16 protein-coding genes are annotated in these 20,266 nt (G+C 49.9%); 14 read left to right on the top strand and 2 right to left on the bottom strand.

The annotated features are described in order from the left end of the window. The first annotated feature begins 84 nt into the window (after nucleotides 1–84). Entirely contained in the window at nucleotides 85–1,353 is a 1,269-nt protein-coding gene (locus L6H70_RS05600; protein ID WP_236330696.1) for an L-cysteine desulfidase family protein, read from the top strand. An 84-nt stretch (nucleotides 1,354–1,437) separates the two neighbouring features. Here the strand turns inward: L6H70_RS05600 and L6H70_RS05595 are convergent, their stop codons facing one another. Then, nucleotides 1,438–2,193: a DeoR/GlpR family DNA-binding transcription regulator gene (locus L6H70_RS05595; RefSeq protein ID WP_236333150.1), complete on the bottom strand. Its 756-nt coding sequence runs from the start codon at nucleotides 2,191–2,193 to the stop codon at nucleotides 1,438–1,440. A 380-nt stretch (nucleotides 2,194–2,573) separates the two neighbouring features. Between L6H70_RS05595 and L6H70_RS05590 the strand changes: the two genes are divergently transcribed. The 6 genes from L6H70_RS05590 (at nucleotide 2,574) to L6H70_RS05565 (ending at nucleotide 10,122) form a co-directional block, all read left to right on the top strand. Next, on the top strand, nucleotides 2,574–3,725 hold the full coding sequence (locus L6H70_RS05590; protein ID WP_236330692.1) for an iron-containing alcohol dehydrogenase: 1,152 nt from the start codon (nucleotides 2,574–2,576) through the stop codon (nucleotides 3,723–3,725). Between the two features lie 34 nt (nucleotides 3,726–3,759). Continuing rightward, on the top strand, nucleotides 3,760–5,235 hold the full coding sequence (rhaB, locus tag L6H70_RS05585; RefSeq protein WP_236330688.1) for a rhamnulokinase: 1,476 nt from the start codon (nucleotides 3,760–3,762) through the stop codon (nucleotides 5,233–5,235). A 112-nt stretch (nucleotides 5,236–5,347) separates the two neighbouring features. After that, on the top strand, nucleotides 5,348–6,604 hold the full coding sequence (gene rhaA, locus L6H70_RS05580; protein WP_236330685.1) for an L-rhamnose isomerase: 1,257 nt from the start codon (nucleotides 5,348–5,350) through the stop codon (nucleotides 6,602–6,604). A 52-nt stretch (nucleotides 6,605–6,656) separates the two neighbouring features. Then, complete coding sequence (gene rhaD, locus L6H70_RS05575; protein WP_236330682.1) at nucleotides 6,657–7,502, top strand: rhamnulose-1-phosphate aldolase; 846 nt, start codon at nucleotides 6,657–6,659, stop codon at nucleotides 7,500–7,502. A gap of 185 nt (nucleotides 7,503–7,687) precedes the next feature. Next, nucleotides 7,688–8,782, top strand: a complete 1,095-nt coding sequence (locus tag L6H70_RS05570; protein WP_236330679.1) for an NADH:flavin oxidoreductase — start codon at nucleotides 7,688–7,690, stop codon at nucleotides 8,780–8,782. A gap of 149 nt (nucleotides 8,783–8,931) precedes the next feature. Beyond that, complete coding sequence (locus tag L6H70_RS05565) at nucleotides 8,932–10,122, top strand: beta-ketoacyl synthase N-terminal-like domain-containing protein (RefSeq protein ID WP_236330675.1); 1,191 nt, start codon at nucleotides 8,932–8,934, stop codon at nucleotides 10,120–10,122. A gap of 16 nt (nucleotides 10,123–10,138) precedes the next feature. Here the strand turns inward: L6H70_RS05565 and L6H70_RS05560 are convergent, their stop codons facing one another. Next, complete coding sequence (locus L6H70_RS05560; RefSeq protein ID WP_236330672.1) at nucleotides 10,139–11,731, bottom strand: alpha/beta fold hydrolase; 1,593 nt, start codon at nucleotides 11,729–11,731, stop codon at nucleotides 10,139–10,141. Between the two features lie 452 nt (nucleotides 11,732–12,183). Here L6H70_RS05560 and miaB point away from each other — a divergent pair, with 452 nt between their 5' ends. From miaB to L6H70_RS05525, 7 genes are all read left to right on the top strand, one after another. Next, complete coding sequence (gene miaB, locus L6H70_RS05555; RefSeq protein WP_236330670.1) at nucleotides 12,184–13,791, top strand: tRNA (N6-isopentenyl adenosine(37)-C2)-methylthiotransferase MiaB; 1,608 nt, start codon at nucleotides 12,184–12,186, stop codon at nucleotides 13,789–13,791. Nucleotides 13,792–13,852: 61 nt separating this feature from the next. Continuing rightward, a complete protein-coding gene (locus tag L6H70_RS05550; protein ID WP_423802806.1) occupies nucleotides 13,853–14,269 on the top strand; it encodes a YlbF/YmcA family competence regulator in 417 nt (138 codons plus the stop codon). A 140-nt stretch (nucleotides 14,270–14,409) separates the two neighbouring features. After that, nucleotides 14,410–15,180 carry an NUDIX domain-containing protein gene (locus L6H70_RS05545; RefSeq protein ID WP_042177372.1) on the top strand — a complete coding sequence of 257 codons (771 nt, stop codon included), beginning with the start codon at nucleotides 14,410–14,412 and terminating at the stop codon, nucleotides 15,178–15,180. Nucleotides 15,181–15,235: 55 nt separating this feature from the next. Further along, the gene (locus tag L6H70_RS05540) at nucleotides 15,236–15,778 is read left to right on the top strand and encodes a cysteine hydrolase family protein (protein ID WP_236330664.1); all 543 of its coding nucleotides are present in this window, start codon (nucleotides 15,236–15,238) and stop codon (nucleotides 15,776–15,778) included. Between the two features lie 22 nt (nucleotides 15,779–15,800). Continuing rightward, nucleotides 15,801–17,252, top strand: coding sequence for a nicotinate phosphoribosyltransferase (locus tag L6H70_RS05535; RefSeq protein ID WP_279306732.1), 1,452 nt, complete (start codon nucleotides 15,801–15,803; stop codon nucleotides 17,250–17,252). A 357-nt stretch (nucleotides 17,253–17,609) separates the two neighbouring features. Then, nucleotides 17,610–18,839 (top strand): family 8 glycosyl hydrolase, encoded by a 1,230-nt coding sequence (locus tag L6H70_RS05530; RefSeq protein WP_236330661.1) that lies wholly within the window; start codon nucleotides 17,610–17,612, stop codon nucleotides 18,837–18,839. Nucleotides 18,840–19,241: 402 nt separating this feature from the next. After that, entirely contained in the window at nucleotides 19,242–20,252 is a 1,011-nt protein-coding gene (locus L6H70_RS05525; RefSeq protein ID WP_236330659.1) for a 2-oxoacid:acceptor oxidoreductase family protein, read from the top strand. The last annotated feature ends 14 nt before the right edge of the window (nucleotides 20,253–20,266 follow it).

The raw sequence follows: 20,266 nt of genomic DNA, 5'->3' as shown, positions 1-20,266 counted from the left end.
TCCCCTGAACCTGCACTCTGTTGTACTATAAATGGATAAACTCCGGCAACTAGAGGAATGGTGATCTTATCTATGGTTAATCTATTGGAAATACTCAAAAAGGAAATCGTTCCCGCCGAAGGCTGCACAGAGCCGATCGCTGTGGCCTATGCCGTCTCTTTGGCGGCTGAGCTGCTGCAGGAGGAGATTACGTCCATTCAGCTGCATCTTAGCGGAAATATAATCAAGAATGCCATGGGAGTCGGGATTCCCGGCACCGGTCAGACCGGATTGCCAATTGCGGCAGCACTTGGTGCAGTCATCCACCGGTCACACAGGAAGCTGGAGATTCTCTCCGGACTGACCGCAGAAGAATTAGAGCAGGCTAACGCAATCATCGGGCGCAAGCTGCTGGATGTGGAACTGAAAGATACCCTTGAGAAACTATATATTGAAGCCCGGGTCAGCAGCGCTAACCACCAGGCTACGGCAATTATTTCGGGAGAGCATACCAATATTGTCTTACTGGAGAAGGATGGGATGCCGGTCGGGATCCAAAAGGACAAGGGGGACTGCGGGGAGGACGAACTGCTGAGCCCGGAAGCCTATGCGGTTTCTTTGGAAGGAATCTTTGAATTTGTCTGCAACACGGATTATTCAGAGCTGGAGTTTCTCTTGGAAGGTGCCAGAATGAATAAGGCGATTTCGGACGAGGGATTGCGGGGAGACTATGGCCTTCAGGTCGGCAAAAAGATGAGTCAGCGCTCCGCTGTCAATCTGTTCGGTAATGATGTGGCTAATTCGGTTATTGCCGCTACGGCTGCGGCCTCCGATGCACGGATGGACGGCAGCGCTATGCCCGTGATGACCACTGCCGGAAGCGGCAATCAGGGCATTGCCTGTACACTGCCGGTTATTAAGCTGGCGGAGCTTCTGGGCAAAGATGATGAAATGCTGGCCCGGGCCATCGCCCTCAGCAACCTGGTTACCGTGCATGTCAAACATTATATCGGACGCCTCTCACCGCTGTGCGGGTCGGGCATTGCCGGTGGAGTTGGAGCAAACAGCGGCATTGTCTACCTCATGGGTGGCAGTCTAGAACAAATCAAACATGGAATCCAGAATACGATTGCTTCTTTGTCAGGTATGATCTGTGATGGTGCGAAATCAACCTGCGCGCTCAAAATTTCCACCTCCACCAATGCTGCGATCCAAGCGGCAACGCTGGCGATGAATAATATTTCACCGTCCGACAGTGACGGCGTGATTTTTGAAAAGGTCGAGGATACGATCCGTAACATGGAACGGCTGGTCCAGGAAGGGCTTGCCGCAACAGATGAGACGATTTTGAATATTATGCTGTCCAAAGGTTAACTACACCGTTGCAGCACAAAAAAAGGACGTTTCCCCAGCCAGGTAGAGGGGAGATGTCCTTTTTTGTATATCGCATTAAACCTATTAATAGAGAACTTCAATATTCTCCTCAGCCAGCCGCTTGAGCCAAGGCTCCGGGGGTTTACGGTCAGTAATCAGTACATCAATTTTGCCCAGCTCTACCAGCTGCGTAAAGGCAGTCTTATTAAACTTGGTATGGTCAGCGAGCAGCACGACCTTCTCGGCCTGGCGCAGCATATATTTCTTAAGCTCGCATTCCGGCTCGTTAGAATCCGTAATTCCCCGTTCCATATCCACTCCCTTGCAGCTGATCACAGCCGTATCGACATTGTAGCGCTGAATCGTATCATGAGCGACCGGACCGACCAGTGACAGTGAGCGGTGGCGCAGGGAACCGCCGGTGGAAATGATGTTCATGCCGGAACTCGCGAACTCCTGCAAAATGTTGATTGAATTGGTGATGACCGTCAGATTATTTTTGTTACCCAGCAGCTTGAGGAACTCAAAGGCGGTTGAACTGGGGTCTACCATCAGCGTATCCCCGTCATTGATCAGATCAAGCGCCTTCAGCGCAATGTTGCGTTTAATATCCGTATTAATTGCGTTGCGGGTTACGAACGGAAGATCCTCATTGGTATGCCTGTTCAGCATCGCCCCGCCATAAGTCCGGCTGACAATACCGTCCTTCTCCAGCTTTTCCAGATCCCTGCGGATCGTTTCTTCCGTCACCTCGAACATGCGGCTTAAATCGGAGACCAGCACCCGCTTGTCCTGATGGACAAGATCTATTATTTTATTGCGTCTTTCGGCAGCCAGCATCGTAATCACCTTTCCGGAGCTGTATAAATTCTGTTATATAAATTCTGTTATATAAATATAGACTTAATTATCTGTGTTTTGCAATAAAATAACTGAAAACAACATTTATTATATTGTAATCCCTACATAACAAACAATAAACAAATAAAAACAACATAAATTATATATTATTTGTTGACAACACAGATTTATGACGGTACGATAAAGATGTTCATTTTCTCTTTGAAAGCGCATGCTTCATAAGACTAGCGCCTGAGCACGGTCCGCTGCGATGACTCCAGAGACCAGCCTGAGGTGCCGCAGCCGGGATAAACCTTGCAGAGATGAAGATAACTTAAGAGATTCCTGTTACACAAAATTGCTGGGAGGCTGGTCATTCAATGAGTACTCATGTCTATTATGTTCCTTCGATCAACATTATGGGAAAAGGCTGTCTTAAGGAAATCGCCCCATACATTCAAGAACTGAACCTGCAGAAAGCACTGGTAGTTACCGACAAGTTCCTGATGCAGAGCGGGACCAGCGGCAAGCTGCTGGCCGTACTGGATGAAGCGGGGATTGAGTATGTGATATATGATGAAGTAAAGCCTAATCCGACCTGCAAAAATGTTCACGACGGCGTGGATTTTCTGAAATCGCATAATTGTGATTATTTGATCTCCATCGGCGGCGGTTCGCCGCAGGATACAGCCAAAGCTATCGGTATCGTTGCTACTAACGGCGGACATATTGCCGAATATGAGGGAGTACACAAGTCCAAGAATAAATCGCTGCCGATCGTTGCCGTCAATACCACTGCCGGAACCTCAAGCGAAGTTACGATTAACTATGTAATTACGGATGAAGAACGCAAGGTTAAGATGGTTATGGTCGATAAGAACAGCATCGCGACCATTTCCGTGAACGACCCCGAGCTAATGGTAGATAAGCCGGCTGCACTGACAGCGGCAACAGGTATGGATGCACTGACCCATGCCATTGAAGCCCTCGTTACACCAGGCGCTTATCCGGTTACAGATGCTACTGCACTTGCGGCTGTTGAGCTGATCTTTGGCAATCTGGCACGTACAGTGAAGAACGGCCATGACATCGAAGCGCGGGAACAGATGGTATATGCGATCTTCCTCGGCGGGCTGGCGTTCAACAATGCCGGACTCGGCTATGTACATGCGATGGCCCACCAGCTTGGCGGGGTATATGATCTGCCGCACGGCGTATGCAATGCGATGCTGCTGCCTTTTGTTGAAGAAGAGAATGCCAAATATGTACCTGAGAAATTCCGGGCCATCGCCAAGGCCATCGGCCTTCAGGTGGACGGCAAAACCGATAAGGAATGTGCGGATTTCGTTATTGAGTCGATCAAGGCCTTGTCGAAGGAAGTCGGTATTCCGGCTAAATTATCCGAGCTGGGTGTTGAAGAGGTGGATCTTGATCTTCTCTCCGAGAACGCAATGAAGGATGCCTGCGCACCGGGTAATCCGTTCATTCCTACGAAGGAAGAAGTCATCGCCCTGTTCCGTAAAATTCTCTAAACAGCTTCATGACTATGAACGAAGGAGATTCCCTATGAACTATCATATCGCCGTCGATATCGGCGCCTCCAGCGGGCGGCTTGTGCTCGGAACACTAGCGGACGGAAGTCTCTCGCTGGAGGAAATTCACCGTTTCAGCAACGGCTTTACCGAACGAGACGGCTCCTGCTTTTGGGATATCGATTATTTGTTCGATGAGATCCTGCTCGGCCTTCAAAAGGTGAAATCATCCGGCATCACCAAGTGTACACTCGGAATCGATACCTGGGCCGTAGATTATGTGCTGCTGGATGCTGAGGGAAACCGGATGCAGGAGGTGTATGCTTACCGTGACCGCCGTACAGACGGTGTAATGGAGGAAGTGGCGAAGCTGATTTCTCCTGAAACGGTATATGCCAAAACCGGAATACAGCAATTAACCTTTAATACGTTATACCAGTTGTATGCCCATAGCCGTGAGGAGCTGGCTGCAGCCGATCAGATTCTGCTTGTGCCGGATTATCTCTACTATAGATTATGCGGGCGTAAGATTAACGAGGTTACCAATGCTTCTACGACACAGCTGCTAAATCTGGCTGAACGTGAATTTGATGCGGACCTGCTGGCTCTGCTCCATCTGCAAAGAGATCAGTTCGCCGTGCTTACCGAACCGGGGGAGGTTCTAGGTACAATTAGCGATACACTTATGGAACAGTATGATCTGCCTGAATGTGAACTGATCTGTGCAGCAACACATGACACAGCCTCTGCGGTACTGGGTGTACCTGTGCAAAATGGACGTTCCTCCGCCTACATCAGCAGCGGCACCTGGTCACTGCTTGGTGTAGAGCTGAAACAGCCGGTTAATACTCCGGCGGCGAAGGAAGCCAATTACACCAATGAGTGGGGCGCTTTCGGAACGTACCGTTTCCTGAAAAACATTATGGGACTGTGGCTGATCCAGGAAGTCCGCAGACTGGACGGGGAGCGGTACAGCTTCGGTGAACTGGCTGAGCTTGCCGGAGCAGCCGAAGGCTTCCGCAGCCTGATTCCGTGCAATGATCCGCGGTTCCTGAATCCGGACAACATGATTGAAGAGATCCGCCAGGCATGTGCCGGGAGCGGCCAGCCTGTTCCGGAATCGCCGGGCGAGCTTGCCCGCTGTATCTTTGACAGTCTGGCGCTGTCTTACCGAAGTTATCTGGCGGAGCTGGAGCATCTGACCGGCAGACCGGTCGAGGTGCTGCAAATCGTCGGGGGTGGCGCGAACAACGCTTTGTTGTGCCAGCTGACTGCTGACATCATCGGCAGGGAGGTGCTGGCCGGTCCGGTTGAATCGACAGCACTCGGCAATCTTGCGGTGCAGATGATTCAAACAGGTACAGTTGCAAATATCCAAGAGGCCAGAACGATTATTGGCAAGTCCTTTAAGATTAAGTCTTACCTGCCGCGCCCGCTGCCGCAGCTTAAGGAGCTGCTAGTCCGTTGGGAAGAGCTGCACACAGTAGCCGCTGCAGGGGACGGCAAATAAATATCACTATGGAGCAGATGCTCACAAAACGAAGCGTAAGCTTTCGAAGCCAGTTTTGTACGAAGGAACTCAGATGGAGCGGATGCTCACAAAACTTTTAGGAGGACTCATCATGGATCAGAGCATCATTAACAGCTATAACGAAGCGAAGAAGCTGTACGCCGCCCACGGAATCAATGTGGATGAGGTACTGGAGAAACTTGCCGGGATCAAAATTTCCCTTCACTGTTGGCAGGGCGATGATGTCCGCGGGTTTCTGTTCAAAGACAAGGAACTGAGCGGCGGTATCGCCGTAACCGGCAGTTACCCCGGCCGCGCCGGCACGCCGGATGAGCTGCGCAAGGATTTAGAAAAGGCTTTGTCGCTGATCCCGGGCAAACACAAAGTGAATCTGCATGCAATCTATGCGGATACAGATGAGAAGGTGGATCTGGATGAGCTGGAGCCGCGTCACTTTGCACCATGGGTGGACTGGGCCAAGGAACAGGGACTGGGGCTAGACTTTAACCCGACCTGCTTCTCCCATCCCAAAGCTGCTGACGGTTTTACCTTGAGCCATGCGGACGAAGAAATCCGCAGCTTCTGGATCAAGCACTGCAAAGCTTCCCGCAAAATCGCCGAGCACTTCGGCCGTGAGCTGGGACAGCCTTGTGTGACTAACTTCTGGGTACCGGATGGTTATAAGGATACCCCGGTCGACCGTCTGGCGCCGCGCGCACGCCTCAAGGATTCGCTGGATGAAGTGTTCAGCGAAGTCATTGACCCGCAGTACAATATCGATGCAGTGGAAAGTAAGCTGTTCGGCATCGGCTCTGAGAGCTATGTTGTCGGATCGCATGAATTTTATATGGGATACGGGCTGACCCGGGGTAAAGCGATCTGTCTCGATGCCGGGCATTTCCATCCGACCGAAGTGATCTCCAACAAGCTGTCCTCAATCCTGATGTTCAGCGAACAATTGCTCCTGCATGTCAGCAGACCGGTCCGCTGGGACAGCGACCACGTCGTTACGATGGATGATGAGCTGCTGGAAATTGCCCGTGAGCTGGTCCGCGGAGACCTGCTGCCGCGGACAAATATCGGACTGGACTTCTTCGACGGCAGCATCAATCATATCGCAGCCTGGGTAATCGGCACACGCAACACCATCAAGGCGCTGCTGCGTGCCATGCTGGAGCCAATTGCTGAACTCAAAGCGATTGAACTGGCCGGAGACTATACTTCACGCCTTGCACTTGTGGAGGAATTCAAATCGTATCCGTTTGGAGCGGTCTGGGATTACTACTGTGCATCTCAGAACACACCGGTCCGCGAAGGCTGGCTGGCTGATGTGAAGGCTTATGAGCAGGAAGTACTTTCGGTACGGTAAGTTTTTTGAGCGGTAGTTCCCAATAGATTGGCAACCAAAGGAGAGAAAACATATGAGCACATCTGTAATTGAAACTAAAGGTTACATCGCCAGCACCGAAGCACCGTTTATCCAGGAAATGTCCGAAATCACCCATCACATGTGGTCCCTGGGCTGGGATGAGCTGAACGGCGGCAATATCAGCTATCTGCTGGACGAAGAGGAAGTTGCCAAGTATATTAACATCCGCGAGTCATTACGTACGATTCAGCTTACCTTCCCGGTTACTGAGCTGGCGGGTAAATACTTTATCGTTACTGGCTCCGGTAAATATTTCCGCAATGTGATTAAAGACCCGGAAGCGAACCTTGGGGTACTGCGTGTATCGGAGAGCGGAGAGAGCGTAGAAGTACTGTGGGGGCTGCGCAACGGTGCTGTACCGACAAGTGAGCTGGCTTCCCATTTCATGAGCCACATCGAACGTTTGAAGGTTGATCCGACGCACCGCATTGTGCTGCATACCCATGCAACCAATGTAATCGCCATGACGTTTACCCATGATCTGGATGAATTGAAGTTCACCAAAACCCTCTGGGAAATGTGTACGGAATGCCTGGTTGTATTCCCTGACGGTATTGGCGTCATTCCTTGGATTGTTCCGGGAAGCAGTGAAATCGGCCGTGCCACAGCCGACAAGATGAAGGACTACCGCGTTGTTGTCTGGCCGCAGCACGGAATCTTCGTTACCGGTGCAACTATGGATGCTACCTTTGGCCTTGTAGAAACGATTGAAAAAGCGGCGATCGTTTACAATTTAATTGGCGGTAGAGAGATCAAACAGAAAATTACCGACCGTCAGCTGGCTGATCTGGCTGCTGCGTTCCGTGTAACACCAAAAGCGGGCATCCTGGAATTGTAGAATTTTTCTTCAATAAATATAGCTTAAGAATAAGAACCGGACAATCGGCAGGTCAACTGCGTTGTCCGGTTTTTTAAGTTAAGAAAGTGCGTGGTAACTAAAGCTATCTCCAATTTGCTTTTGCTCCTGATAAGCGTCATAATATGCTTACTTAAAGTAATTATATTATTTAATGGAGGTACGATATGAATACAGATTTATTGTTTACTCCCTTTCAGGCAGGCTCGCTATCGCTCAACAATAGAATTGTAATGGCCCCGATGACTCGCGTCTTTTCGCCCGAAGGTGTAGCAGGCAGTGATGTAGCTGCTTATTACCGCAGACGTGCGGAGGGCGGGGTAGGGCTGATCATCACCGAAGGCACGGCTATTAACCATCCCTCGGCAGTCAGCCATCAGAACATCCCGAATTTTCATGGGGAAGCTGCTCTTGCAGGCTGGGCGAATGTGGTGGCGGAAGTTCATGCAGCTGGCGGCAAAATTATTCCGCAGCTTTGGCATGTCGGCATGGCCCGCACCATTGGGGAGCTCCCGAACGCTGAGGCGCTGCCGATTGGCCCATCCGGACTGAACCTGGCCGGTGAGCAGGTGAGCGAGCCGATGACACAGCAGGAAATCGACGGGATTGTTGCTGCGTTTGCCCAGGCTGCTGCGGATGCCAAAAGGATTGGCTTCGACGGAATTGAGCTGCATGGTGCCCATGGTTATCTAATCGACCAGTTCTTCTGGGAGAAAACCAACAAGCGCACCGATGAATACGGCGGTGATCTGGAAGCCCGGACGACCTTTGCCGTCGAGGTCATTGACGCCTGCCGCCGTGCGGTCGGCCCCGATTTCCCAATCGTGCTGCGCTTCTCGCAGTGGAAGAGCGGAGATTATTCTGCCAAACTGGCCCGGACACCGGAAGAGCTGGCCCGGTTCCTTACACCGCTTAGCAATGCCGGTGTTGATATTTTCCACTGCTCCACTCGCCGTTTCTGGCTGCCGGAATTTGAAGGCTCAGAGCTGAATCTGGCCGGCTGGACCAAGAAAATTACCGGCAAGCCTACGATTACCGTGGGGTCTGTAGGATTGAACAGTGAATTTACGGGCGGCGTGACAGAACAGAATGAGGAAGACAACATTGACCGTCTGCTGGAAAGACTGGAAAAGGCCGAATTCGATCTGGTTGCTGTAGGCCGGGCGCTGATCAGCGATCCTGCATGGCCGGCCAAAGTACAGAGCGGACGGACGGATGAGATTATTCCGTTTACTTCAGAGGCGACCCGGACGTTGAGCTAAGTTCAATTTCAGCTAAAGATTATAACTATACTATCTACTTAGAGGGCTTCCACCAGGTGGTGAGTTTTGGCAAGCAGAATCCAAAACACGCATGCGGGGGAAGCCTCTTTGTGTCATCTTAATAATTTTGATGAAAAGGATGATAAGGGATGAGCAAGCGTATAGTGATTACCGGTTTCGGAGTGAAGGTTCCGAATGGCGAGAATAACAAAGAATTGCTTCATCATCTGATCAGCGGAGAGTATAAGTTTTCTATTAGGAACGAGATTACCCCAAACCGGGAGGATTTACTGATCGGAGAGGTTGTACAGGGACTAGGAGAACTTGAGGGCAAGCACTTCAGGGCATTACCCAGGATCGCCAAATTGGCCATCTGTACGATCTGGGAAGCCCTTGAGATGGCACATCTGGACCTGGGGGACGACGGAACTTCAACTGGTATATTTATGGGAACAACAATGGGAGGAACCACTCCGCTAGAAGAAATGGTCTGGATTTCATCGGCAGATAAATTCAGAGAAATGCCTGTCTATTGCTGCGGATTGGTGCATTATCATAGTCTTGCGGCTTCGGTCTCCAGCTTTTTTCATTTGAAGGGGATTACCAAAACGGTGACCACGGGCTGCACCGCCGGAGTGGAGGCTGTGGAGGATGCAATGATGTACTTGCAGAACGGCAAGATCAATACCGCCATAGTCGGTGCTGCGGACAGCAGCAATAACAAAGTAACCGTATTCGGATTCGGCAAGATCAGAGCACTGCCGTTTAATCAGCAGGCAGAATATGCAGGCTCCCCCTTCAGCAAGAGAAGCAAGGGCTTCCTATTATCGGAAGGAGCGGCATGCCTGATTTTGGAGACGGAAGAACATGCCTTGGCCCGAAATGCAGCTATTTACGGATATATAGATGCCGTAGTGACGAACAATGACGCGGAATCCATCAATGGGCATGACCGGACAGGCAGCAGCATGAAGCAAGCTGTGAGCAGTGTGCTGGGGCAAAGAATCCCGGACTATTATAACAGCCAGGCAATGGGGTATGCCGCCAACGACAGCATCGAAGATATTGTCTCCCGGGATATCTTTGGACACGGTGTTCCCTTAACCTCAGTCAAAAGACTGATCGGGCATCCATTCAGCGCAAGCGGACTGGCGCAGATCATTGCTTCGCTGCTTGGATTTCAGCATCAGTTTGTCCCCCGTACCATCCGGACCGATCAATGGGGGTTCGAGCATCTGCCGCTGATTACAGAAACTCTGCTGAAGCCCTCTGCAGAAGTGCTGATCACTTCACATGGATACGGAGGTAATAATGCCGCTGTGTATTTGACCAAGAGTTAAGGGCGTTAGCAACGCTTTACATCGGGGTCTGCCCTTTTGCCGGCTGCAGCTTCTCCACTTTCGAGCGCCATTTTCTGGCTTCATGCTTCTGATTGTTCTGCTCACAGAGATGGGCGATCCGCTCGTAGGCATCATATTCTTCGGGATTGAATAATAATACATATTTTAGGCAGGCGATGGCGCCAGTGTAATTGCCCTGGCCCGCCAATCTGTCTGCTTGATAATACACCAGTGTAGTCAGCTGGATTTCCAGCCGCATTCTAAAATTCAAATTCCATTCCTGGTTCAGGTTGCGGAACATATCTTCATGGATATGCTGGAAAATTTCCTGAATGCACTTGTCCTTCTGTTCCGGGTTTGTTTCCTCAAGCGCTTGTTTAGTCCGGTCCAGCAGAGTCAGCAAATCACAATTTACATTTACCGGAGCCTGCAGCGAGATTTGCTGGTTGCTGCTGTAGATGAGCTTCGTCTCGTCATTATTCAGTAGCTGCTTCAGATGATTCAGGCAGACCCGCAGCTGATTCCGGGCTTTGACCGGCTCCATATCCTTCCACAGGTCCTCACACAGCTGGTCCCTCGTTACGGTAGGATTCAGCAGCAGATAGATGAGTAGCTCCTTGGCGCTTCTTCTTCCCCAGCCGCTGAGGATCTCTGAATCATCCACAAACACTTGAAATGGCTTCAGCAGGACGACCTTTAAACGGGAGGCAATGACCTGCTGCTCCTGAACAGTGTCTACCATTCCCAAGAAATCCGCATGCAAATCCATTAATAAAGGGTCCAAGGGTGCCCGGTGGCTCCATTCACTGGCGAAGAACATTTTGATCTGCTTGTAGGTTTCCTCAGGCTGGTCATAAAATACCATATTAGACGAATTATAGATCGTCATAAAACGGCAATTGGGATTGGCTGAAGCAATCAGGCTGGACAGGTATGGCGGATACATGGGGTCACGCTCACCGGTCAACAGCAGGGTAAGGCCTGTGTGCTGTTTGAACATTTCCATAATTTCACTGTGCGCTTCGGCAAAGAAATCCAGCAGTTCAACATAGACATCAACGGTTACTTTGGAGAAGGCTTCATACAGCTTGTCAATCTCCGGGCTGCCCTGCCGGAAAAGGGTCACGTTCGGAATAACGTGGTCGGCTAAGGTACGCATGGACTGATGCTTCATTAGATCTTTTCGGTAATCCGCATATTTATAGGCAGTATTGGTTGAATTAAAGAGCGGCAGGGATAACAACACATTGCTGCGTACCTTCCCGGGATAAGCTTTACTGAAATATAGCCCAATAATGCACCCCGCTCCATGGGAGAGAATATGGAACTGGTCAATCTCCTGATGCTGCACAAGCGCATGAAGATGTTCGGTATAGAGGGAGGCCAGCTTAGTTGGATCAATGTCTCCCGTCCCGCTTAACCCGTGTCCTCTGAAGTCATATCTGAGAATATGATAATCTTCCTTCAAATAAGAAATAATCCGGTCCCAGCATCTGAGGTCAAACCCCATCCCATGAATAAGCACAAGAGTCTCGGTTTCGGGGCTTGGCTGCTTGGCTTGAGCATATTCGTAATTAAGTGTTAAACCATTTTCCAAGATATACTCCATCTTTGTACTCCTCTGCACGGCTGCATAGTCTATCTATGGTTATTATAGCGAAAAAAGTTGTTATTTTATCATAATATGCTGATTATTGTAGAAAAGTGTAACGTAAATGTAACGCTGTACTGTTAAACTTGGGCTAAGGTATTTTATGGGGGGTTGATTTCAGGAAATGAGGATGTTTTTTATCTGTGTCAAAAATTCCAAGCTTGATCTAGTCTATATGCGTATGTACTTCCGCCGCTGAGAGATAAACTTGATTAATTCTAATGATAGCCTCCTTACGGATTCCGGTAGGGAGGTTTATTTGTATGCGGATTCAATCCCCTGCTGGAAGTGTAGGCTCCTCTAGACGGCAGATGGATTAGGCTCCATTATTTATGCTATAATTTTTAATTAGCAAGATTATTTTGCTGTGATTTTATTGATCATGCTTCATTCATAAAGGACGTGAACATATGACAATGGGGAATAACTCACCGGACTTAAAATCCGGCAAGGGCGGTTCGAAGGATTACTCGAAATATTTTGATTTTTCTGATGCCAAAGTCATCAGTGAAGAAGAAGGCAAGACCACTTATAGAATCAAAGGCCGGACGGTGCAGATCAATTCCAATCCCGACTATAAAGAAGGCAAGCGCAGAGGGAAGCAGGAGATTGAGGTCATCCATTTTGATGATGAGGAAACGACCCGGATTATGGAGCAGTTCCGTGAACTGAACAGCCATAAACAGCATTATTACTCTATTGCCACTTACGGCTGCCAGATGAATGAGCATGACACCGAGACGATGAAGGGCATGCTGGAGCAAATGGGCTATCTTCCGGTGGAAGACCGGAATGATGCGGATATCATTCTGCTGAATACCTGTGCCATCCGCGAGAATGCAGAAGATAAGGTATTCGGTGAGCTGGGCCATCTCAAAACGCTGAAATTGGAAAAGCCGGGCCTGCTGCTGGGAGTCTGCGGCTGTATGTCACAGGAGGAAGGTGTCGTTAACCGGATCATGGCCAAACACGGCTTCGTGGATATGATCTTTGGGACACATAATATTCACCGGCTGCCGCAGATTATCAAGGAATCCCTGTTCAGCAAGGAGCTTGTGGTAGAGGTCTGGTCCAAGGAAGGCGACATCATTGAGAATCTTCCGAAAAAGCGGGAGGGCATGCGCGCCTGGGTTAATATTATGTACGGCTGCGATAAGTTCTGTACGTATTGCATCGTGCCGTTTACCCGAGGCAAGGAGCGCAGCCGCCGGCCGGAGGATGTGATTGCCGAAGTGCGGGAGCTGGCCCGTCTGGGCTTCAAGGAAGTAACACTGCTAGGGCAAAATGTGAACGCATACGGCAAGGATTTTATAGACAAAGACTATACATTCGGGGATCTGATGGATGACATGCGGCTGATTGATATTCCGCGTATCCGCTTCATGACTTCTCATCCCCGTGATTTTGACGATAGATTGATTGAAGTGCTAGGCAAAGGTGGCAATCTGACAGAGCATATTCATCTGCCGGTGCAGTCGGGAAGTACAGCGGTACTTAAGAAGATGAGCCGTAAATATACCAGGGAAGCTTATCTGGAGCTGGTCCGCAAGATCAAAGCAAGTGTGCCCAATGCGGTGCTGACGACCGATATTATCGTAGGTTTCCCGGGTGAAACCGAGGAACAATTTGAAGAGACCCTGTCGCTAGTCCGCGAAGTAGGTTATGATATGGCGTATACCTTCATTTATTCTCCTCGCGAGGGAACACCGGCAGCCGCGATGGAGGATAATGTTCCGCAGGAGGTTAAGAACGGGCGCCTGAAGCGCCTGAATGACCTGATTAAAGAACTGAGCAGGGTCAGCAACGACCGGATGCTGGGTGAGCTGGTAGAGGTGCTGGTAGAAGGTGAGAGCAAGAATAACTCAAGTGTGCTCTCCGGGCGCTCCAGAGCCAACAAGCTGGTTCATTTTGAAGGTCCGCGTGAGCTGATCGGCAGCTTTGTACAGGTTAGAATTACAGATACCAAAACTTGGTACATTAAAGGGGACTATGTAGCGGAAGCCGCAGCGGTTCTCTAAATTATAGTGAAATGAGGCGATGTTAGTGAGCCAGGAAAACCCGAGTGTCAATAAATATGGCATGCAGAGCTTCAACACCCGTGATCTGATTGTGCGTGAGGATATTATGGGCAAAGCGAAGGAACTCGCTTCAATGATTTCGACAAGTGAAGAAGTGCGGCATTTCCAGCAGGCTGAGCTCAAAATCCAGAATCACGAGCGGGTCCAGGGGCTGATTGCCACGATCAAGAAGAAGCAGAAGGAGATTGTCGCCTTTGAGAGCTTCGGCAATAAAGATATGGTAGCGAAGATTGAACAGGAAATCGAAGTCCTGCAGGATGAAATCGACGGGATTCCGGTCGTGAATGAGTTCCAGCAGAGCCAGAGCGATATTAATTACCTGCTGCAGCTGGTTATTTCCGTAATCCGGGACACTGTGTCAGAGAAAATCAATGTGGAAGCCGGAACAGAAGCGCCGCCGTCCACATGCGGAGATTAAACCATTTTCGGAGGGGCGGATGCAGATCCGTCCCTTTATTCAAATATAAATGCGGCAGATTTGTTGATTTTAGAAGTTCAGGTTTGGTACATTAAAAGATACGAACAGCAAACAAAAGCTGCGGCAAAGGATGATCTAAAGTGAGCGAGAACGTGGAACAAACCTATAACGCCAAAAAGTACCGCACCCCGGACGGAGTTCCGGCCGACATTGTGATGTTCACTTTGACCAAGCGGGAACGGAAGACAGTCACCAAGACACTTCCCCTGCGCGAACTAAAGGTAATGCTGATCCGGCGGAAAAAATGGCCATGTGCCGGGATGTGGGCCTTACCGGGCGGGTTCTGCCAGGAAGATGAATCTATATATGATGCGGCAACACGTGAGCTGAAAGAAGAAACTGGTGTCGACGGCGGGCACTTGGAATACCTTGGCGTGTATAGTACGCCTGGCCGTGATCCGCGCGGGTGGATTATCAGCCATGCTTTTTTTGCGCTGGTGGAGGAATGGATGCTGGAGCAGAGACAAGCCTCTGATGACGCGGGCGAAGTCGGACTGTTTACGCTTCAGGAAGCCCTGGAGGAGCTGGAGCTGGCTTTTGACCATCATGACATCATCACTGATGCCTACCTGCGGATTCAGCAGCAGATGCTGCAGACCACGATTGCCCGGCAGTTTCTGCCCCGGCACTTCACATTAAGCGAGTTGTATCAGGTAATTCAAACGGTAGTGCCGGAATTCAAAGAGCCGAACTTCATCCGCAAAATTACTTCAACACGTAGCCGTCAGGGTATATTAAAGGAAGTACGGGACGAAGCCGGCAATCCGGTCAGCTCCAACCAGTACTCCCAGCGACCTGCACAACTGTATATGTTCACAGACCATGAGCCGTTATTGTCTATCTATACGTAGGAAGATGTCTGGTAACCGGATAACCCTTTAACCCAGCCTTAAGGAGGCCAGTATAATGAAGGCATTGATCGTGATAGATTTCACCAATGATTTTATTGACGGCAGTCTGCCTGTCGGGCAGCCGGGGATTGATATTGCGCCAAGAGTCAGCGAACTGACCAGGAAGTTTGCCGAGAACGGCGATTACGTGGTAATGGCTGTAGATCTGCATGAAGCGGATGATCCGTATCATCCGGAGAGCAAACTGTTTCCGCCGCATAATCTGCGGGACAGCCGCGGCAGGGAATTGTACGGCACTTTGAAAGACGTATATGAGGCCAGCCGGTCTTCGATCTATTGGATGGACAAAACGCGTTACAGCGCCTTTAGCGGCACCGATCTGGAGCTGAAGCTGCGCGAACGCGGGATTACGGAGCTGCATCTGATCGGCGTCTGCACCGATATCTGTGTTCTGCACACCGCAGTTGATGCATACAACAAAGGGTTTGATCTCATCATACACGAAGACGCTGTGGCCAGTTTTAACCCGGACGGTCATCTTTGGGCATTAGGGCATTTCCAGGGGAGTCTTGGAGCGAAGGTCGTTACCGCATACTAGAGAGAATTTAGGAGATGAGGATTTGAGGAGAGAGCTTGCTCTACATACCGATAAATATCAGATCAATATGATGTATGCCCACTGGGTGAACGGAACCCATAAACGCAAAGCGGTGTTTGAAGCCTACTTCCGCAAGCTGCCTTTCGGGAACGGGTTTGCCGTATTTGCGGGTCTGGAGCGCATTGCCCAGTACATCAGTGACCTGCGCTTTACCGAAGATGATGTCCGCTATTTGTCCGAGCAGGAAGAGAATTATGCACCTGCCTTTCTTGAGGAGCTGCTGCAGTTTCATTTTCAGGGGTCGATCCACTCCATGAAGGAAGGGGCGCTTGTCTTTCCGGATGAGCCGCTTGTACGCGTTGAAGGCTCAATTATGGAGGCCCAGCTTGTCGAAACGGCGATTCTGAACTTCATGAACTATCAGACGCTGATAGCTACCAAAGCCTCACGGATCAAGCAGGTAGCTCCCGGTGATACCCTGCTGGAATTCGGAACCCGCAGAGCCCAGGAGGCTGATGCGGCAGTATGGGGTGCACGTGCGGCTTATATCGGCGGCTTTCATGCCACCTCCAATATGCTGGCCGGCAGAATGTTCGGCATTCCGACTAAAGGTACTCATGCACACTCCTGGGTACAGAGCTTTGCAAGTGAGCAGGAAGCCTTTGATGCTTATGCCAAAGTAATGCCGGATGGCGTTACCTTGCTCGTTGACACCTTTGATACACTCCGCAGCGGTGTGCCGCATGCCATTAACACGGCCAAGAAGCTGGAAGCACAGGGCAAGCGGATGAACGGCATCCGCCTCGACAGCGGAGACTTGGCCTATCTGTCGATCCAGGCACGCAAGATGCTGGATGAGGCCGGCCTGGACTATGTTAAGATTGTTGCTTCCAATGATCTGGATGAGAATACAATTATGGACCTCAAGCTGCAGGGTGCAGCCATCGATACCTGGGGCGTGGGCACACAGCTAATTACCGCTTCTGACCAGCCTTCACTTGGCGGCGTGTACAAGCTGGTTGAAATTGAGTCGCCTACAGGTGAAATGATTCCGACGATCAAGATTTCCTCCAACCCTGAGAAGGTCTCGACTCCAGGCAAAAAAGAAGTGTTCCGCATAGTCGGAACCAATGGCAAGGCGATGGCGGATTATATCAGCTTCCCTGAAGAGGAGACTCCGCGCAGCGGCGGCCGCATTAAGCTGTTCAATCCGCTGCATCCTTATTTGCGCAAGAACGTCGACAAGTATGAGGCGCTGCCGATGCTAGAGCCGATATTTGTGAACGGATTCCAGGTCTACAAGCTGCCTGCGCTGGATGAAATCCGCAGCTATCATCAGGAACAGCTCGATCTGTTCTGGCCGGAGTATCTCCGCAAGCTGAATCCTGAGGTGTACCGTGTAAATCTCAGTGAAAAAGTATGGACTCGCAAGCAGGAACTGATCGCAGAGCATATGCAGCAGGATGTAGAATAGAAGATTTGTTGTCTAAGGTTTATCTAAAAGGCTGTCCTTCCGCAATATAGACATGTGGCGAAGGGCAGCTTCTTTATGCACTATTCTGGCCGTTTTATATATTGACAGGAATAAAATGGAAGACTATATTTAGCATGTCGGCACAATTATTTTTTTGCCGTGAAAGTTTAAGCGCTTTAACTTTCGATCTGATTAAGAAAAACCCCCATTCCGAATAGAGGGAGGTGTGCGAATCTGGTTTTGCCTGTTTCATTGCTTCATGAAATCATTGGCTTAAGCATTTGCGTTGACAGCCGGGTACCATGTGTTGCGTGACCATGCCGCTGGAGGCTGACCAAACTTGAGGAGTGAATCGTTATGAACAAGCAAAGCAAGGGTAAGCCGGGATGGAAGAGTTTTATTATTTTATGTCTGGCACTATTTGTTCTGCCGGCCGGCTCTGCACTGGCTGCCGTCAACAAGCCGTTTCCGCAGCACACTACCTATACCAGCGGGACCATCAAACCGAATAATGTTACGCAGACTAGTATGGACAACTCAGTCAAGACGAAGTGGAATGAGTGGAAAGCTGCTTATCTTAAACCGGCTGGTACCGGAAAATACTATGTTAAATATAACTCAGACGGGGAAACCGTTTCCGAAGCCCATGGTTATGGCATGCTCTTCACAGTTTTGATGGCCGGATATGACACCAATGCGCAGACGTATTTTAACGGACTATATAATTATTACACCGCCCATCCCAGTTCCATCAATCCCTATCTGATGTCCTGGAAGCAGAACAGCAGCTTTCAGAATATCGAGGGGGAGGATTCCGCCACTGACGGGGATATGGATATTGCTTTTGCGCTTCTGCTTGCAGACCGGCAGTGGGGCAGTGCGGGCACGGTCAATTATCTGCAGGCTGCGAATAATATCATTGGAGCCATCATGGACAATGAGATCAATCAGACGCAGTGGACGATCCGTCTGGGCGACTGGGCGAACAGCGGTAACTATAACACGGCTACACGGCCCTCAGACTTCATGCTGGATCATCTGAAGGCGTTCAAGGCGGCAACCGGTGATACGCGCTGGACTAGTGTAGCCGATAAAACGTACTCCATTATAAACAGCCTCTACACGGGCTATAGTGCGGGCACTGGCCTGTTGCCTGATTTCGTGGTCTATTCCGGTGGTGTCTATAAACCAGCTGCAGCCGGCTTTCTGGAGGATGCCAATGACGGGAATTACAACTATAACTCCTGTCGTACGCCATGGCGGATCACTACCGACTATCTGGTTTCCGGTGACAATCGTGCGCTTGCCCAGCTTACGCAGCTTAACAGCTGGATCAAGACCAAAGTAAACAGTACGCCTGGAAGCATCAAAGACGGTTATAAGCTTAACGGTACAACGTTTGGCAGCTATAACAGCGGAGCCTTTTATGCTCCATTTGGAGTAAGCGCAATGACCTCTTCTAGTAACCAGAGCTGGCTGAATTCACTTTGGAGCCACACGGCCGGCAGTGCTGCTGAAGATTACTACGAGGACAGCATCAAGCTGTTTTCGATGATCGTGATGTCCGGCAACTGGTGGACTTATTAGAAGCCAGCCTGTCAGCCCATCTGCGGATGGGCTTTTTTATTTTTTCGTACGCTTGCAGATTCCTACTGTGATATTAATCATGATTAATGTGATAAATTTAACATCTTAATTTTTAATTTTATTGCTAAATTAAGGTTGGTCTTGTATTCAAGAAACCCTTGGGAAATGAAGGATTACACACAATTTTCACATTTTGCAATTTCTATGGCAGATTACTTTCTCTCTAAGTAACGCCGCACTGTCGCGTATAAAGAAACCAATCGAAATCCATAAATAATTGTGATTCCCCAGGTGTGGAAAATGCAAGATTTATCACATTCGCAACAGTTATTATCACGTTACAATCAATGAAAAAGTCAAAAGGATGTTATTATTCTTGACACTCAGGAAGGGGTTATGTCAGTGGTACAATTACCAAAAGTAAACGATCTCGGATTTTTTGAGATCCGGCTGGAGTCCATTGGAGGACTCGGCGCTAACCTGGCCGGTAAGATGCTCGCAGAGGCGGGGGTCGTCGGAGCAGGACTGAACGGCGTCAGCTTCTCGTCTTACGGCTCGGAGAAAAAGGGCTCTCCTGTAAAGGCCCACATCCGGTTCTGTGATTTAAATACGCACATCCGTGATACTTCGCCGGTAGAGCGTCCCCATGTGGTTGGTGTATTCCACGAAGCGCTTGCCAAGACCGTCAATGTGACCAGCGGAATTAATGAAGACAGTACTGTTCTTGTGAACTCGGCCAAGACGCCGGAAGAACTCAAAGAGCTGCTGAAGATGAAGGCTGGTACAATTGCCGTGATCGACGCGACAAGCATTGCACTGAAAGAGAAGAACCGTGTAAACATGGCGATGCTGGGTGCGCTGTTCCGGCTCTGCCCGTTCCTGGATACCGAGACGATGAAGGGCGTTATCGAGAAGTCGCTCGGCAAAAAATATCCGCAGGCTGTACAATCGGCAATTACGACCTTTGACCGCGGCTACAATGAAGTGAAGTTTATGCACTTCGACCTTGCGGCAGGGGATAGCATGCCTGAATACGTTCGTTCCGATATTTCGCCGCTCGGCTATGAAACTCAACCTATCGGGGGCACGATTATCAATCCAGGCGGCAGCTTCCTGAAGAACCTGAGTATTTCCCGTTCCGGCATGATTCCGGCTTTTGAGATCGAGTCCTGTATCAACTGTGCGCAGTGTGACACCGTCTGCCCTGACCAGTGTTTTGTCTGGGAAGAACGGCTTGACCGCAAGGGACGCTCGCAAATGTTCCTGCTGGGTATCGATTATCAATATTGCAAAGGCTGCCTGAAATGCGTCGGCGCCTGCCCGACCTCGGCACTATCCAGTATCCGTGAGAAGGAAGGCTACGCAGACAGCCACACTGTGCATCATACATTTGATCTGGTCACGCAATTATAATCTGGTAAGAAAGG

It is taken from the genome of Paenibacillus auburnensis, from assembly GCF_927798115.1.
GTDB lineage: Bacteria > Bacillota > Bacilli > Paenibacillales > Paenibacillaceae > Paenibacillus_AQ > Paenibacillus_AQ auburnensis.
The sequence above is the reverse complement of the archived record's forward strand: the minus strand, read 5'-3'. Positions and strand labels throughout refer to the sequence as shown.

Coding starts and splice junctions, on each gene's coding strand:
- L6H70_RS05550 (WP_423802806.1), top strand. CDS start 13,853: ATGCAGAGCTTCAACACCCGTGATCTGATTGTGCGTGAGGATATTATG.
- L6H70_RS05570 (WP_236330679.1), top strand. CDS start 7,688: ATGAATACAGATTTATTGTTTACTCCCTTTCAGGCAGGCTCGCTATCG.
- rhaB (WP_236330688.1), top strand. CDS start 3,760: ATGAACTATCATATCGCCGTCGATATCGGCGCCTCCAGCGGGCGGCTT.
- L6H70_RS05565 (WP_236330675.1), top strand. CDS start 8,932: ATGAGCAAGCGTATAGTGATTACCGGTTTCGGAGTGAAGGTTCCGAAT.
- L6H70_RS05540 (WP_236330664.1), top strand. CDS start 15,236: ATGAAGGCATTGATCGTGATAGATTTCACCAATGATTTTATTGACGGC.
- miaB (WP_236330670.1), top strand. CDS start 12,184: ATGACAATGGGGAATAACTCACCGGACTTAAAATCCGGCAAGGGCGGT.
- L6H70_RS05560 (WP_236330672.1), bottom strand. CDS start 11,731: ATGGAGTATATCTTGGAAAATGGTTTAACACTTAATTACGAATATGCT.
- L6H70_RS05530 (WP_236330661.1), top strand. CDS start 17,610: ATGAACAAGCAAAGCAAGGGTAAGCCGGGATGGAAGAGTTTTATTATT.
- L6H70_RS05590 (WP_236330692.1), top strand. CDS start 2,574: ATGAGTACTCATGTCTATTATGTTCCTTCGATCAACATTATGGGAAAA.
- rhaD (WP_236330682.1), top strand. CDS start 6,657: ATGAGCACATCTGTAATTGAAACTAAAGGTTACATCGCCAGCACCGAA.
- rhaA (WP_236330685.1), top strand. CDS start 5,348: ATGGATCAGAGCATCATTAACAGCTATAACGAAGCGAAGAAGCTGTAC.
- L6H70_RS05595 (WP_236333150.1), bottom strand. CDS start 2,193: ATGCTGGCTGCCGAAAGACGCAATAAAATAATAGATCTTGTCCATCAG.